General features: G+C 60.8%; 12 protein-coding genes. 10 read left to right on the plus strand and 2 right to left on the minus strand.

All coding sequences use genetic code 11. The features are described 5' to 3' along the window. Positions 1–45: 45 nt before the first annotated feature. The gene (locus H9K76_RS03845) at positions 46–2,430 is read right to left on the minus strand and encodes a penicillin-binding protein 1A (protein WP_187598263.1); all 2,385 of its coding nucleotides are present in this window, start codon (positions 2,428–2,430) and stop codon (positions 46–48) included. Positions 2,431–2,671: 241 nt separating this feature from the next. On the opposite strand from H9K76_RS03845, the gene H9K76_RS03850 reads away from it, so the two are divergent. The 10 genes from H9K76_RS03850 to H9K76_RS03895 all read left to right on the plus strand — a co-directional run bounded on the left by H9K76_RS03850 (position 2,672) and on the right by H9K76_RS03895 (position 13,514). After that, entirely contained in the window at positions 2,672–3,751 is a 1,080-nt protein-coding gene (locus H9K76_RS03850) for a pilus assembly protein PilM (protein ID WP_246475283.1), read from the plus strand. Further along, the gene (locus tag H9K76_RS03855) at positions 3,748–4,395 is read left to right on the plus strand and encodes a PilN domain-containing protein (protein ID WP_187598265.1); all 648 of its coding nucleotides are present in this window, start codon (positions 3,748–3,750) and stop codon (positions 4,393–4,395) included. The genes H9K76_RS03850 and H9K76_RS03855 overlap by 4 nt, the downstream gene beginning before the upstream one ends. Further along, on the plus strand, positions 4,385–5,065 hold the full coding sequence (locus H9K76_RS03860; RefSeq protein ID WP_187598266.1) for a type IV pilus inner membrane component PilO: 681 nt from the start codon (positions 4,385–4,387) through the stop codon (positions 5,063–5,065). Before H9K76_RS03855 ends, H9K76_RS03860 begins: the two co-directional genes overlap by 11 nt. Beyond that, positions 5,062–5,616: a pilus assembly protein PilP gene (locus H9K76_RS03865; RefSeq protein ID WP_187598267.1), complete on the plus strand. Its 555-nt coding sequence runs from the start codon at positions 5,062–5,064 to the stop codon at positions 5,614–5,616. The genes H9K76_RS03860 and H9K76_RS03865 overlap by 4 nt, the downstream gene beginning before the upstream one ends. After that, entirely contained in the window at positions 5,613–7,751 is a 2,139-nt protein-coding gene (locus H9K76_RS03870; protein WP_187598268.1) for a type IV pilus secretin PilQ, read from the plus strand. Before H9K76_RS03865 ends, H9K76_RS03870 begins: the two co-directional genes overlap by 4 nt. 17 nt (positions 7,752–7,768) lie before the next feature. Then, positions 7,769–9,355: an Ig-like domain-containing protein gene (locus H9K76_RS03875; protein WP_187598269.1), complete on the plus strand. Its 1,587-nt coding sequence runs from the start codon at positions 7,769–7,771 to the stop codon at positions 9,353–9,355. Between the two features lie 182 nt (positions 9,356–9,537). Then, entirely contained in the window at positions 9,538–10,647 is a 1,110-nt protein-coding gene (gene aroB / locus H9K76_RS03880; RefSeq protein WP_187598270.1) for a 3-dehydroquinate synthase, read from the plus strand. A 46-nt stretch (positions 10,648–10,693) separates the two neighbouring features. After that, on the plus strand, positions 10,694–11,878 hold the full coding sequence (locus H9K76_RS03885) for a deoxyguanosinetriphosphate triphosphohydrolase (protein WP_246475284.1): 1,185 nt from the start codon (positions 10,694–10,696) through the stop codon (positions 11,876–11,878). Positions 11,879–11,949: 71 nt separating this feature from the next. Then, positions 11,950–12,585 carry a DUF1415 domain-containing protein gene (locus H9K76_RS03890; protein ID WP_187598271.1) on the plus strand — a complete coding sequence of 212 codons (636 nt, stop codon included), beginning with the start codon at positions 11,950–11,952 and terminating at the stop codon, positions 12,583–12,585. Continuing rightward, positions 12,582–13,514, plus strand: a complete 933-nt coding sequence (locus H9K76_RS03895; protein ID WP_187598272.1) for a class I SAM-dependent methyltransferase — start codon at positions 12,582–12,584, stop codon at positions 13,512–13,514. The genes H9K76_RS03890 and H9K76_RS03895 overlap by 4 nt, the downstream gene beginning before the upstream one ends. 61 nt (positions 13,515–13,575) lie before the next feature. Here the strand turns inward: H9K76_RS03895 and H9K76_RS03900 are convergent, their stop codons facing one another. Next, positions 13,576–15,078 (minus strand): CoA-acylating methylmalonate-semialdehyde dehydrogenase, encoded by a 1,503-nt coding sequence (locus H9K76_RS03900; RefSeq protein WP_187598273.1) that lies wholly within the window; start codon positions 15,076–15,078, stop codon positions 13,576–13,578. Positions 15,079–15,099 lie beyond the last annotated feature (21 nt).

The raw sequence follows: 15,099 nt of genomic DNA on the forward strand, positions 1-15,099 counted from the left end.
TGACTCGGTACTTCAATAAAAAAGGCCGCCTGATGGCGGCCTGTTTCAATTGCGGAACAGATCCAGGATCTTGTTGCGCTCTTCGGTGGCGGGCGGTGCGGTCGGTGCAACGCCGGATGCAGCCCCCCCGGAGTCGAGTCCCACGTTGGCAACACCGCCGCTGCGTGCATATTCCTCGTACATCCAGTCACCACTCACATTCACGAGGCCAGGCGGCACGGTAGGTTCCGAAACGGGGACGCCCTTGAGTGCCCGCTCCATGTAGCTGATCCAGATGGGCAGGCTCAGGCCGCCGCCGGTTTCACGGCTACCCAGGTTGCGCGGCGTGTCGTAGCCGATCCAGGTGACGGCCACGTTCGTCGGCTGGAAGCCGGCAAACCAGGCATCGAATGCGTCGTTGGTCGTCCCTGTCTTGCCATAGATGTCGGGGCGCTTGAGCGTGCCCTGCGCGCGGGCCGCGGTGCCCGAACGGGCGACTTCCTGCAGCAGGCTGTCCATGATGAAGGCGTTGCGGGCATCGATGGCACGCTCGGAATTGGCGAGCGAAGGAGGCTGCACTTCCGAGATCACATGGCCGCGGTGGTCCGTCACGCGGGCGATCAGGTAGGGATTCACGCGGTAGCCGCCATTGGCGAAGACCGAGTAGCCCGTCATGAGCTGCATGGGCGTCACCGAGCCCGCGCCCAGCGCCATCGTCAGGTAGGCAGGCTGCTTGTCCGCATCAAAGCCGAAGCGCGTCACCCAGCTCTGGGCAAACTTCGGCCCCACGGCCTGCAGCACGCGGATGGAGACGAGATTCTTGGAGCGCGCCAGTCCCGTGCGCATGGTCATGGGACCGTCGTAGCGTCCGTCGTAGTTCTTGGGCTCCCAGGGCTGGCCACCGGTGACACCCGCGCTGAAGAACAGCGGCGCATCGTTGATGACCGTGGAGGGGGAAAAGCCCTTTTCCAGCGCGGCGGAGTAGATGAACGGCTTGAAGCTCGAGCCTGGCTGGCGCCATGCCTGGGTGACGTGATTGAACTTGTTCTTGTCGAAGTCGAATCCCCCCACCAGGGCCTTGATGGCGCCCGTGCGCGGGTCGGACGAGACGAATGCGCCCTCCACCTCGGGCAGTTGCGTGATCTCCCAGCCCTGCTTGGGTGTCTGGACGACGCGCACGATGGCCCCGCGGCGAAGCTTGATGTTGGGCGGTGCCTTGTCGCTCAGTCCGGATTGCACCGGCTTGAGGCCGTCACCCGTGATCGTGATGGGCTCGCCATTCGCGCGTGCCACCACCACCTTCTTGGCCGATGCCTCGAGCACGACGGCAGCAAGCACGTTGCCGTTGTCGGGGTGGTTGGCCAGAGCGTCGTCGATGGCGTCCTCAGCCTCGGCGGCATCCTTGGGCAGCTCGACAAAGCGCTCGGGGCCGCGATAGTGCTGGCGACGTTCATAGTCCATGATGCCCTTGCGCAGGGCCAGGTAGGCAGTTTCCTGGTCGCCGGCATTCAGCGTGGTGTAGACGTTCAGTCCGCGCGTGTAGGCCTCGTTGCCGTACTGCGCGAAGATCATCTGGCGCACCATCTCGGCCACGTATTCGGCGTGGATGCGGGTGTCGTCGCTGCCGGAGCGCAGCTTGAGATCCTCCTGCTTGGCTTCCGCTGCCTGTGCGGCCGTGATGAAGCCGTTTTCCTGCATGCGCTCGATGATGTAGAGCTGTCGGCTGCGTGCGCGCTTGGGGTTGCTGATGGGGTTGTAGGCCGAAGGCGCCTTGGGCAGGCCGGCCAGCATCGCGGCCTCGGCGATGGTGATGGATTTCAGTGGCTTGCCGAAATAGGTCTCGGCCGCAGCAGCAAAACCATAGGCGCGATTGCCCAGATAGATCTGGTTCATGTAGATCTCGAGAATCTGGTTCTTGGTCAGCAGATGCTCGAGCTTGAACGTGAGCAGGATTTCGTAGATCTTGCGGGTGAACGTCTTTTCGGATGACAGATAGACATTCCGGGCCACCTGCATGGTGATGGTCGAGGCGCCCTGGCTTTTGACCTTGCCGAGGTTGGCGAGAGCGGCTCGCACCATGCCCTTGTAGTCCACACCGCCATGCTCGAAGAAGCGCGAGTCCTCGATGGCCAGCACGGCATTCTTCATGACATCCGGAATCTCATTGATCGGAGTCAAATTTCGGCGTTCTTCTCCGAACTCGCCCAGCAAAGCGCCTTCCTGTGAGTAGACTCTGAGCGGCAGTTTGGGGCGATAGTCAGCCAACTGCGAGATATCCGGCAGGTTGGGGTAGGCCATGGCCAGACCGATGGCCACCACGATGGCACCTGCCACCACACCCGCTACCGCAATACCGACCAGCCAAGCAAGGATGCGAGTGATCCATGACAGCACGGAGCGGTGGGGGTGAGGTGTATTTTTGGGGGTCGAAGGAGTGTCGGTTCGCGGCATAGGCTCTCACAGGATAGCCGTGCATTATAAAAACTGTCGTGTTGCCCGGCGTTTCATCATGTGTAGCACCACAACTGCGGGAGGCAGGGGTGCTCGTCTCGGGGGGAACGTCTGCTTTTGACAACGGCTGGATCACTATCGCGAGCCAAAACTCTTTGCTGGATAAGTACCTTACTGATAGCATTCATGTGAAGTGTTAAGTATTGTTGCACTGCATAGGTAGAAATTTTGGGAGGCGATCTTGATAGCAATGGGGTCTATTTTTGGTCGGCAGTCTGCCCCATTGCTTGGGATAGACATCAGTTCGTCCAGCGTCAAGCTCGTGGAGTTGGGCCGTGACAAGACAGGCAACCTGGTGCTCGAGCGCTGTGCCATCGAGCCACTGGAGAGAGGGTGGATCACCGATGGCAACATCGAAAAATTCGATGAGGTGGCCGAGGCCATCCGGCGTCTCGTGAAGAAAAGCGGAACGCGCACCAAGCACGTGGCCCTGGCACTGCCTTCGTCGGCAGTGATCACCAAGCGCATCACTCTGCCCGCCGGATTGAGCGAGCAGGAGATGGAAGTTCAGGTCGAATCTGAAGCAAATCAATACATCCCTTTCTCTTTGGACGAGGTGAGCCTCGATTTCTGCGTTATTGGGCAGAGCAAGTCGGCGCCCGATGACGTCGACGTCCTGATTGCTGCATCGCGCAAGGAAAAGGTGCAGGATCGCCAGGGACTGGCTGAGGCCGCAGGCCTCAAGGCGGTAGTGGTGGACATCGAGTCCAACGCATCACGCATGGCTGCCAACCGTCTCGTCGAATCACTGCCCAACAAGGGCAAGGATGCCGTCGTTGCATTGTTCGAGATTGGCGCGATGACCACCAGCATGCAGGTACTCCGCAACGACGAGGTGCTCTACGACCGGGATCAGGCATTCGGTGGTGCACAGCTCACGCAGCTGATCGTCCGCCAATACGGCTTTTCCCAGGAAGAGGCCGAATCCAAGAAGCGCGGCGGTGATCTGCCGGAGGATTATGTTTCCGCGGTGCAGCGCCCCTTCGTGGACAGCCTGTCGCAGGAAATTGCGCGCGCGCTGCAGTTCTTCTTCACCAGCACACCCTACAACCGCGTGGATCACATCATGCTGGCCGGTGGTTCTGCTCCGCTTTCAGGGCTGACCGAGGCCGTGACAAAGGGCACTGGATTTGCATGCTCCACGGTCAATCCCTTTGACGGCATGGAGATTGCCGGCTCGGTGCGTCTGAAGAAAATGGTGCGAGAGGCGCCAACCTATCTGACTTCGTGCGGATTGGCGATGCGGAGGTTTCTGCAGTGATTTTGATCAACCTGCTTCCTCATAGAGAAGCTGCAAAGAAACGCAGGAAAGAGGCGTTTCAAGTCACCATGGTCATGGCGGCGCTGATCGGCGCAGCCATTGCCGGTGGCGTGTACTGGTGGTTCCAGAACCAGATCGAGAACCAGCAGGCGCGCAATGCGTTCCTGACTCGGGAAATCAAGCAACTTGACGAACAGATCAAGGAAATTGCCACGATCGAGAGCGAGATCGCCGCACTGCGCGCACGCCAGAAGGCCGTGGAGGATCTGCAGGCCGATCGCAATCTGCCGGTGCATCTGCTGACCGAGTTGGTGGCGCAGATGCCTGATGGTATTTACATCACCAGTGTCAAGCAAGTGGATCAGACGGTTGAGATGCATGGCATGGCGCAGTCCCAGGAACGTGTGTCTGAACTGCTTCGCAATATCTCCGGCAATACCCCATGGTTTGCCAAGCCTGAATTGCTGGAAATCGTGGCGGCCAATGCAACTCTTTCTCCGAAAGATGTGCGCAGGGTGGCGTCATTCAAGATGCGTTTCCGTTTGATGCGGGCCTCGGATTTGAAGAAAGAAGCCGATGCCGCTGAAAAGGCGGAGAAGGCGGAAAAGGCCAAGCTGCCCAAGGGGAATGCGAATGGCAAGTAAACGCTCCCCCAAATTGGATTTCTCGCAGTTTCAGACGACTCTGCAGAGGCAGTTCTCGAACCTGGATCCCAAGGATCCATCGCTTTGGCCCGTACTGCCCAAGTTGCTTCTGTGCATCATGATTGCCGTGGTGGTGATCGGTATTGGTTGGTATATGTGGCTTCAGGATGCCGAGGATCAGCTCAAGGCAGAGCAAGCCACGGAGTTGACGCTGCGCGAGGACTACACCAAGAAGCTGACGAAGGCGATCAGTCTTGAAGCATTGAAGAAGCAGCGTGAGCAGGTGCAGCAATATGTGACGCAGCTTGAAAAGCAACTGCCGAGCAAGGCTGAAATGTCGGCGTTGCTATCGGATATCAACCAAGCCGGTTTGGGCCGCAGCCTGCAGTTCGAGACATTCCGGCCGGGACAGGTGGTTCTCAAGGACTACTACGCTGAATTGCCTATCGCGGTTCGAGTGACCGGCAACTACCCGGACATTGGTGCATTTGCTTCCGATATTGCCAATCTTTCTCGCATCGTGACACTCAACAATCTGTCGCTCAGCCCTGTCGGCAAGGAGGCGGGAACGCTGGCCATGGAAGCCACGGCCAAGACCTTCCGTTATCTCGACCAAGAGGAAATCCTCGAGCAAAAGAAGGCTGCGGATGCTGCGAGGAAGAAGAAATGAAGCACTCAACCCTCTTGATATTGATTGCTTTGAACTCTGTGCTTTTGTCAGGGTGCGCGTCAGACGACGAAGACGAATTGCGCACCTGGATGACGGAGCAACGGGCAACGATCAAACCGCGGATCACTCCGATCGACGAGCCCAAACAGTTTTTCCCTGCTGATTATTCAGCGGACAGCGGCCAGGACCCCTTTGCATCCCTGCGTCTCACGCAGGCGTTGAAGCGGGACTCCAACAATGCGTCCGCCAACTCGGCGTTGATTACCCCCGAGCTTGCGCGCCGCAAGGAGCCTCTCGAGGCGTATCCGCTGGACGCCATCAAGATGGTGGGCAGCATGAACAAGAACGGTGTGCCGATCGCCCTGATCAGGGTGGACAAGCTGCTGTATCAGGTACGGGTCGGCAATCACCTGGGCCCGAACTACGGGCTTGTGACGAAGATTTCGGAAACCAACGTTCATATGAGAGAAATTGTCCAGGACCCGACGGGTGACTGGATCGAACGTCCGGCAACGCTCGACCTGCAGGAAGGTCCAGAGGGAAAGCAATGATCAGCAAGAAAAATAATCTTCGAGAGAAACTGTGGACGGCGGGCATCGCCTTGTTTGCCATGGCGGGCTCGACGCTCGCCAGTGCCGGGGGGGTGATCCAGTCCGTCACAGGTTTCACCCAGAGCGGTGCAGAGGTGATACGCATCGATCTTTCCGAACCGCTGACGGAAGTTCCCGCGGGCTTTGTCGTGCAGACTCCTGCGCGGATCGCGTTGGACTTTGCGGATGTCTCCAATGGCACGGGCAAGAATGCCATCGAGATCAACCAAGGCAATGTCAAGTCGGCCAACATTGCACAGGGAGCCTCCCGTTCGCGGGTGGTCATCAACCTGAAGCAGGCAACGACCTATTCCACGGAGATCCAGGGCAACAGCCTGCTGGTGATCCTGGGCGCGGTGGGGGGCAATGCCTCGGTGCCTGCGCCAGTGGCCACCAAGTTCTCGGAAGACCAGAATCGCGATACTCTGCCGCTCAAGGATGTGGACTTCCGCCGTGGCGCAGATGGCGCGGGACGTGTCGTTGTCGGCCTTACCAACAGTCAGGTCGGCGTGGATATCAAGCAGCAGAACAAGTCGCTGGTCGTCGAGTTCATGCGCTCGTCGTTGCCTGAAGGCCTGCGTCGTCGTTTGGATGTCTCCGACTTCGGCACGCCCGTTCAGATGATCAGCAGCAGCCAGGACGGTGAGCGCGTGAAGATGGTCATCGAATCCGTAGGTGACTGGACGCACAGCGCGTATCAGAGCGACAACCAGTTCGTGATCGAGGTTCGCCAGAAGAAGGTGGATCTGAACAAGCTCTCGCAAGGTCCGGGTTTCACGGGGGAAAAGCTGTCGTTGAACTTCCAGAACATTGAAGTACGCTCGCTGCTCCAGGTGATCGCGGACTTCACGAACTTCAATATCGTGACCTCCGACACGGTGACGGGTGCGTTGACGCTGCGCCTGAAGGACGTTCCGTGGGATCAGGCGCTCCAGATCATCATGGATGCCAAGGGCCTGGGTATGCGCAAGTCTGGAACGGTGCTGTGGATTGCACCGAAGGACGAGATCGACGAGCGCACGAAGAAGGACTTCGAGGCAGCGCTGGCGATTGAAAAGCTCGAGCCCCTGCGCACGCAGTCGTTCCAGTTGAATTATGCGAAGGCGGCCGACATGCTGGCGCAACTGACGACCAATACCAGCAGTGGCGGTTCTGGTGGCAATAACCGCTTCCTGACGGCACGCGGCAATGCGATCGCAGAGCCACGCACCAACCAGCTGTTCGTGACGGATACGCCCAGCAAACTGGAGGAAGTACGCCAATTGCTCCTGAATCTGGACGTGCCGGTTCGCCAAGTTTTGATTGAGGCCCGCATTGTCGAAGCACGTGACACGTTCGGGCGTGCCCTAGGCATTCGGCTGGGTGGCGGTGACTTGCGGGCCAACAAGGGAGGCGATGGCGGGTACAGCATTGGAGGGGGCAACCGCGTTGCACTGGGCACCAGCTATGGAAATGCCTCCAATGCAGCCGGTGTGGATGGGACCGGATACACGCCAGGGCAATTTGTCAATTTGCCTGCTTCGTTGTCGAACGTTCCTAATTTCGGGAATTTCGCATTGTCGATTTTCAATTCTGCGGCCAACCGATTCCTGACCTTGGAACTGTCGGCGATGGAGGCGGATGGCCAAGGCAAGATTGTCTCGAGCCCTCGTCTCATTACGGCTGACCAGACCAAGGCATTGATCGAGCAAGGTACGGAGTACCCATATTCGGTGACGGCACCCAACGGGGCTACCACCATCTCGTTCAAGAAGGCTGTGCTGAAGCTGGAGGTGACGCCGCAGATCACTCCGGAAGGCAACATCATCCTGGATCTGGACGTCAACAAGGACAGCCGCGGCGAGACGACGATGCAGGGCGTCGCCATCGATACCAAGCACGTCAAGACGCAAGTGCTTGTTGAGAACGGTGGAACCGTCGTGATCGGTGGTATTTTCACCATGGAAGAAACCAATCAGGAAAACAAGATCCCCGTGCTGGGTGATGTACCCGTGCTGGGTAATCTGTTCAAAAACCGCTCGCGTGAATCCACCAAGAATGAAGTACTGGTATTCATTACCCCCAAGGTGATTTCTGATCGAGGCCCCGTCCGTTAATTTGCAAGGTGAATGAAATGAAAGTAGTAGGGAAAATTGCGACGATTGCATCGTTGCTCTGGTTGGTTGCATGTGGTGGAGGTGGCGGTAACGCGTCCAAGCCTGATGACGGAACGGGGCCAGGAGCTAATGGCACCCTGACCGTTCAGGCATATGGCACGGTGGCCGGCGCGGATGCGGCCATCAGTAACTTCGCTTCCTCCGATCTGACCGTGCATGCCAAGGCCACCTTGAAAGATAAGGCCGGTGCGGGCATTGCGAATGCCATCGTGAAGTTCTCTGAGAGTGGTGCAGGTATCCTCACATTCGCCCCAGAGTCCGCCACGGCCCTGACCAATGCGAGTGGCATTGCCGAGGTCGAACTCAAGGCATCCTCGCTGACGGCCTTGGGTGCGACACAGTTGGTCGCTGAGGCAGCCATCACTGACAAGACCGGCGCCGAAGTGACGTTGTCCGGCAAGCAGAATGTGTCGGTCTCTGCCGCCGTGATCCAGGACCCGCAGGCTGTAGCGACAGCCCTCAACTTCAAGGGCGCGGTTCCGGCGGATCAATCGATCGTGATCGCGGGTGCGGGCGGTAATGGCCGTTCCGAAACTGCTCTGCTCACGTTCACCGTTGTGGACAACAGCGGCGCGCCGATCAAGGGTGTGGTGGTTGATTTCAGCGTAGTGCCTGCAGGTGCCGTCGTGCTGAACACGACTTCCGGAACGAGCAACTCCTCCGGCGAAATCACGGCTTCTGTCAACTCCAAGAGCCAGCCGACCTCCGTGATCGTCAAGGCAACGGTGCGTGGCCGTAATATTGGTTCGCAATCCGACACACTGACCGTCACCACGGGCGTATCGACGCAACTGGGTTTTGACCTGTCGGCTTCCAAGTTCAATCTGGATGCGGATCTGTCCGGCGACTCCTCCACCCTTAACGTGAAGATCGTGGACAAGAATGGCAACCCTGTCGCCGATGGCGTGCCGGTTGTGGCCCAGACTCCTTATGGCCGTGTGGGTACGTCCGGCCGCGGCGGCTGCACGACGACCAATGGTGGCTGCTCGGTCGAATACCAGGTGCAGAATCCACGTCCCGATGACGGCGTGAAGGTTCCCGTTGTGTTCTCCACTCAAACAGGCCAGGGTACGCTGATCAGTGACACACTGCACGTGTGGGTGACTTCCGTAGGCGATGCGGCCTTGTATGACGCATCGGGCAAGCTGGTCACCAGCGTGACCCTGCCTCTGCTGGACCCCAAGGCCTGCAAGTTCGGCAGCACCACGCTGTACATCGGTACCCCCAAGGGTCTGGCAACGCCAGCGGGTACCGTGATTGCGGTTCGTTCCACCTCTGAGTTGACTTCGCCTACCATTGTGGACGGCACGCCGACGCTTGATCGTGCGGCCGGCCGTACGGCGTTGACCGTGACAGCCTCCGGCAAGGCCGGCACGGCTGCGGGCACCGACACCTGGAGCTTCAAGTTCACTGCGGCGCCGAGCAAGACGGTGAGTGGCTATGACCTCAAGGTGAACTATCCTGAGTGCCCGAAGGAAGAACCTGAGACCCCTACTGGCCCCACTAACCCTGGCAGCACCGCCACTGGTGGTAGTTCGGTGTAATACACCGAAGTCGTAGATCCTCATCGAAGGGCGCCGTCAAAGGCGCCCTTTTTTCATGTCGATGGTGAAGAAGCCTCTGCTCGAAGCCTGAAGGACGTATCTGCCCGCTCGCGTGGTGAGAGGGTTTGTTAAGCTAGAGCCTGCGTTCGCCGATTTTCAAACCCCACCCGCACTGCGTCTCCATGAGCACCGATCAGATTTCCGTCACCATCGATCTGGGTGACCGCTCCTATCCCATCGACATTGCAGAAGGCCTGCTGAGCGATCCAGCGCTGTTCTCACAGTGCCCCAAGGCATCCATGGCGGTGATCGTCACCAACGACGTGGTGGCGCCGCTATACGCCGCAACCCTCGAGGCCAGCCTGCGCAGGTACTATCCCCGCGTCCACACGGTGATCCTCCCCGACGGCGAGGAGTTCAAGACCTGGCAGACCTTGCAGAAGATCTTTGATGGCCTGCTCGAGAACGGCGCTGATCGCAAGACCGTGTTGTTCGCGCTGGGAGGGGGGGTGGTTGGCGACATGACCGGCTTTGCCGCGGCCAGCTATATGCGCGGTGTGCCGTTTGTACAGGTGCCGACCACCTTGCTGGCCCAGGTTGATTCGTCGGTGGGGGGCAAGACGGCCATCAACCATCCGCTGGGCAAGAACATGATCGGTGCGTTTTACCAGCCGCAGCTGGTGGTGTGCGACCTGGAAACACTCGATACGCTGCCCGAGCGTGAGCTCGCAGCGGGTATTGGCGAAATCATCAAGTATGGCCCGATCTACGACATGGAGTTCTTCTCCTGGCTCGAGGCCAACATGCCGGCGCTGCTTCGGCGCGACCGTGCCGCGCTGGCGCATGCCGTCAAGCGCAGCTGCGAGATCAAGGCCTGGGTGGTGGGGCAGGACGAACGCGAAGGCGGCCTGCGTGCGATCCTGAATTTCGGGCATACCTTCGGCCATGCGATCGAGGCCGGCATGGGCTACGGCAACTGGCTGCACGGCGAGGGCGTGGCTGCGGGCATGGTGATGGCGGCAGAGCTGTCGAGGCGCCTGGGCATGGTGGATGCCGCGTTTGTCGCGCGCCTGCGTGCCTTGATCGAACGGGCGGGCCTGCCCGTTCGCGGGGCTGTCATCGACGAGCAGGACAATGCCGGTCGTTACCTGCAGTTGATGCGTGTCGACAAGAAGTCCGAAGCGGGCGAGATCCGCTTCGTGCTGATCGACGGGCCAGGCAAGGCCGTCGTGAAGCCCGCACCGGATGCGCTGGTGCGCGAGGTGATCGACGCCTGCTGCGCGCCAACCTGACGGATTCGGATTCAATAGCAGGTCAAGCGAGGGAAGGATCGAAGCGTTGCAATCACTGCCAAGTGCCCCTTCTCTTGCTGCCTGTGCATGCCACCCCGAGCAGAGTCGGGGGCGACGTCATCCCCAGGAGCGCGCGCCGACGCGCTCCGAGTTCCAGCGCGACCGCGACCGCATCGTGCACTCGACGGCCTTTCGCAGGCTGGTCTACAAGACACAGGTCTTTCTGAACCATGAAGGCGACCTGTTCCGTACGCGGCTCACGCACTCCATCGAAGTGGCCCAGCTGGGGCGCTCCATCGCCCGGTCCCTGCGGCTCAACGAAGACCTCGTCGAAGCGGTGAGCCTGGCCCATGATCTCGGACATACCCCCTTCGGCCACGCGGGCCAGGATGCGCTCAATGACTGCATGAAGGACTACGGCGGCTTCGAACACAACCTGCAGAGCCTGCGCGTGGTCGATACGCTCGAGGAGCGCTATCCCGACTACGACGGCCTCAACCTTACCTTCGAGACGCGTGAGGGTATTCTCAAGCACTGTTCCCGCCGCAATGCGGAGTTGATGGAGCAGCGCGAGCCTGGCGGGATTGGCTGGCGGTTCCTTCATGGCGGGCAGCCGAGCCTCGAGGCGCAGCTGTGCAACCTGGCCGACGAGATCGCCTACAACGCGCATGACGTGGACGACGGCGTGCGTTCCGGACTGATCCGCATCGAGCAGTTGTGCGATGTCCCGCTGTTCGAGCGGTATCGCCTGCAGGCACTTGCGGCCTTCCCGCATCTGCAAGCCCCCTGCGAGCAGCGGCGCCTGCTCAACGAGACCATCCGGCGCATGCTCAGTGACCAGGTCTATGACGTGATCGCGGCCACATCCCGGGCTCTTGCCGCGCATGCGCCGGCCTCCGTGGACGATGTGCGCAGGCAGCCGGCGATGGTGGCATTCACGCCCGCGATGCGTGCCGAATCGCTGCAGCTCAAGCAGTTCCTGTTCCGTGAGCTGTACCGTCATGAACAGGTGATGCACACCATGGGGCTGGCGCAGCAGGTGGTCCATGAGCTGTTTGCACTCTATTTCGCGAAGCCCGTGGAGATGCCTGCGGCACAGGCTGCGCAGGCGATGGGCGGGGACGAAATGAAGCGCGCGCGCGTAGTGTCGGATTTCATTGCGGGCATGACGGACCGCTACGCCGTTCGGGAGCATGAGCGGCTGACCGGGAAGCGCCTGCTGGCTACCTGAAGACCCTTCACAAGGTCGCAATGCAGGGCAAGCCTAGAATATCGGCCCTCAGTTCCCACGAAAATGCGACCATGGCCGAAGAGAATCATTCCGCGACATCCAACCCCGAGCCCGCCACCGCGGAGCGCGACGCGCAGGTGATTGCCGATACCGTGCGCTGGCTGGAGAGGGCCGTGATCGGTTTGAACCTGTGCCCGTTTGCCAAGGGCGTGCATGCCAAGGACCAGATCCATTACGTGGTGAGCCACGCCACCGATGCGCGCTCGCTGGCGGACGAGCTGCACCGCGAGCTCGAGGCACTGGCCGAAATGTCGCCCGAGAAGCGTGATACCACGTTGCTGATGGCGCCTGATTGCCTCGAGGATTTCCTCGACTTCAACGATTTTCTCGAGCTCGCCGATGACCTTGTCGATGCGCTCGATCTTGGCGGCATTCTGCAGGTGGCTTCGTTCCATCCGCAGTTCCAGTTCGAGGGAACGCAGGTCGATGACGTGAGCAACTGCACGAATCGCGCACCGTATCCGACGCTGCACCTGCTGCGTGAGGACAGCATCGATCGTGCCGTGGAGGCATTTCCCGAAGCCGAGGAGATTTTCGAGCGCAACATCGAAGTGCTTGAAAAGCTGGGCAGCAAGGGGTGGAACGATCTGGATGTGGGCGCACATGCGCGCTGCTCCCATGCCGCAGGCAGCAAGGCACGGACATGAAGGCGACAGCAGGAAAAGGGCGGCAACAACCTCGCCAGGAAGGCTCGCAGAAGCCGCATGCCAGCAAGGCCGAGGCGGCCAAGGCTGCTGTGCTTGCCGAGCTGCGGCCGGGGCAGTCGATCGAGTTGCTGAAGGAACTGCACATTCTCACGCGCGAGGGCCAGCTCAACCAGGACTCGCGCCGCAAGCTCAAGCAGGTCTATCACCTCTATCAGTTCATCGAGCCGGTCCTCAAGGAACTGGCAGCGGACGACCATGCCCCCAGCCTGGCCGACCATGGGGCGGGCAAGTCGTATCTGGGCTTCATCCTCTACGACCTGTTCTTCAAGGAACTGGGACGAGGCGAAATCTACGGCATCGAATGGCGGGCCGAACTGGTCGAGCGCTCGCAGCAGCTCGCTGCGCAGTTGGGCTTCGACCGGATGAAATTCTTCAACCTCTCGGTTGCTGCTTCGACACAGTCGCACGACATGCCCGAGACCATCGACATGGTCACCGCGCTGCATGCCTGCGACACCGCGACCGATGATGCGATCGCCTTCGGCCTGGAGAAGAAGGCGCGCGCGATGGTGCTCGTGCCCTGCTGTCAGGCGGAGGTTGCGGCCTGTCTCCGGCAGGGCAAGGCGTTGCAGCTGGCGCGCACGCCGCTCGCCGAGCTGTGGCGCCATCCCATCCACACGCGGGAGCTGGGCAGTCAGATCACCAATGTGCTGCGCTGCCTGCATCTGGAAGCCAGCGGCTACCAGGTGACGGTGACCGAGCTGGTCGGCTGGGAGCACAGCATGAAGAACGAACTCATCCTGGCGCGCTACACCGGCCAGAAAAAGCGCAGTGCGCGCGAGCGCCTTGAGGCGATCCTGAAGGAGTTCGGGCTGGAGCAGGCGCTTGCCGCACGCTTCGGCCTCTCGGAGCCCGCAGTCATCGGGTGATTCGGCAGAGCAGCGCGCAGTCCGTCATGCGCTCTGCTCCCTGCACCTGCCGCCGTCTGCCTCACTTCATGGTGATGGTGGTGTTCACGCCGTCCGCGCGGCTGCCTTCCTCGTACCAGCGAGCCGTCACGGTCTTGGTCTGGGTCCAGAACTGCACCGCCTGCTTGCCGTTGGGGCCCAGGTCGCCAAGCTTGGAGGCGCGTGAGCCCGTGAAGCTGAAGTAGGCGACCGGCACGGGGATCGGCACGTTGATGCCCACCTGTCCCACGTTGATGTCGTGCTGGTACTTGCGTGCCGCCCAGCCGCTCGAGGTGAAGATCGACGTGCCGTTGCCGTTCGGATTGCGGTTGATGAAGGCAATGGCCTCGTCCAGTGTGTCCACGCAGACGACGTTCAGCACAGGGCCGAAGATCTCCTGCTGGTAGATGTCCATCTGGTCGGTCACTTCCGAGAACACGGTCGGGCCGACGAAGTTGCCGCTCTCATATCCCTTGACCACGCAGTCGCGGCCGTCGAGCAGCAGCTTGGCGCCTTGGGCGACACCTGCATCGATCAGGCCGAGCACGCGCTGCTTGGCCTTGGGGTTGACCAGCGGGCCCAGGTCGGCGCCTCGATCGGTGCCCGGGCCGACCTTCATGGCGCTGGACTTTTCGACGAGTTCCGGCAGCCATTCCCTGGCCGCGCCGACGAACACCGCCACCGAATTGGCCATGCAGCGCTGGCCCGCCGCGCCGAATGCCGAGCCCAGGAGGTTGTTGAGTGCATGCTCCTTGGGGGCGTCGGGCATGACCACGCAGTGGTTCTTCGCGCCCATCATGGATTGCACGCGCTTGCCTGCATCGGATGCGCGGCGGTAGATGTGCGTGCCGACATGCGTGGAGCCGATGAAGGACAGAGCCTTGATGTCGGGGTGATCGCAGATCATGTCGGCGACTTCGGCACCGCCGTGCACCACGTTGAGCACGCCGGGCGGAACACCCGCTTCGTGGGCGAGTTCGACAAGGCGCATCGTCGAGCTCGGGTCCTGTTCCGAGGGCTTCAGGATGAAGGTGTTGCCGCAGGCGATCGCCATGGGGAACATGAAGCAGGGCAGCATCACCGGGAAGTTGAAGGCGGTAATGCCTGCGCCCACGCCGATCGGCTGCAGCAGGTTGTAGACGTCCACGCCCGTGGCCACGTTCTCGCCGATTTCTCCGAGCTGCAGCGTGGTGATCGAGCATGCATGCTCCACCACTTCAAGGCCGCGGCCGACCTCGCCCTCCGCATCGGGCAGCGTCTTGCCGTGCTCGCGTGTGATGAGTTCGGCGAGCTCCGCCGTGTTCTCGCGGATCAGGTGCTGCAGCTTGAGCATCACGCGCATGCGTGCGGAAAGCGATGTCTCGCGCCAGGTCTGGAAGGCCTCGAGTGCGTTGGAGACGGCAAGGTCGACCTCCTCGCGGGTTGCGAACGGCACGCGCGCGACCACTTCCTGCGTGGCCGGATTGGTGACGTCGCGCCACTGTGTGCTCTTGCTCGGATAGGGCTTGCCGTTGATGAAATGGTGGATGGTGGTGGGTGTGCTCATGGATTTCTGTCTCGGGTTGCG

Source organism: Diaphorobacter ruginosibacter (assembly GCF_014395975.1).
Classification (GTDB): domain Bacteria; phylum Pseudomonadota; class Gammaproteobacteria; order Burkholderiales; family Burkholderiaceae_C; genus Diaphorobacter_A; species Diaphorobacter_A ruginosibacter.

Coding starts and splice junctions, on each gene's coding strand:
- H9K76_RS03845 (WP_187598263.1), bottom strand. CDS start 2,430: ATGCCGCGAACCGACACTCCTTCGACCCCCAAAAATACACCTCACCCC.
- H9K76_RS03860 (WP_187598266.1), top strand. CDS start 4,385: ATGGCAAGTAAACGCTCCCCCAAATTGGATTTCTCGCAGTTTCAGACG.
- H9K76_RS03865 (WP_187598267.1), top strand. CDS start 5,062: ATGAAGCACTCAACCCTCTTGATATTGATTGCTTTGAACTCTGTGCTT.
- H9K76_RS03870 (WP_187598268.1), top strand. CDS start 5,613: ATGATCAGCAAGAAAAATAATCTTCGAGAGAAACTGTGGACGGCGGGC.
- H9K76_RS03875 (WP_187598269.1), top strand. CDS start 7,769: ATGAAAGTAGTAGGGAAAATTGCGACGATTGCATCGTTGCTCTGGTTG.
- aroB (WP_187598270.1), top strand. CDS start 9,538: ATGAGCACCGATCAGATTTCCGTCACCATCGATCTGGGTGACCGCTCC.
- H9K76_RS03890 (WP_187598271.1), top strand. CDS start 11,950: ATGGCCGAAGAGAATCATTCCGCGACATCCAACCCCGAGCCCGCCACC.
- H9K76_RS03895 (WP_187598272.1), top strand. CDS start 12,582: ATGAAGGCGACAGCAGGAAAAGGGCGGCAACAACCTCGCCAGGAAGGC.
- H9K76_RS03900 (WP_187598273.1), bottom strand. CDS start 15,078: ATGAGCACACCCACCACCATCCACCATTTCATCAACGGCAAGCCCTAT.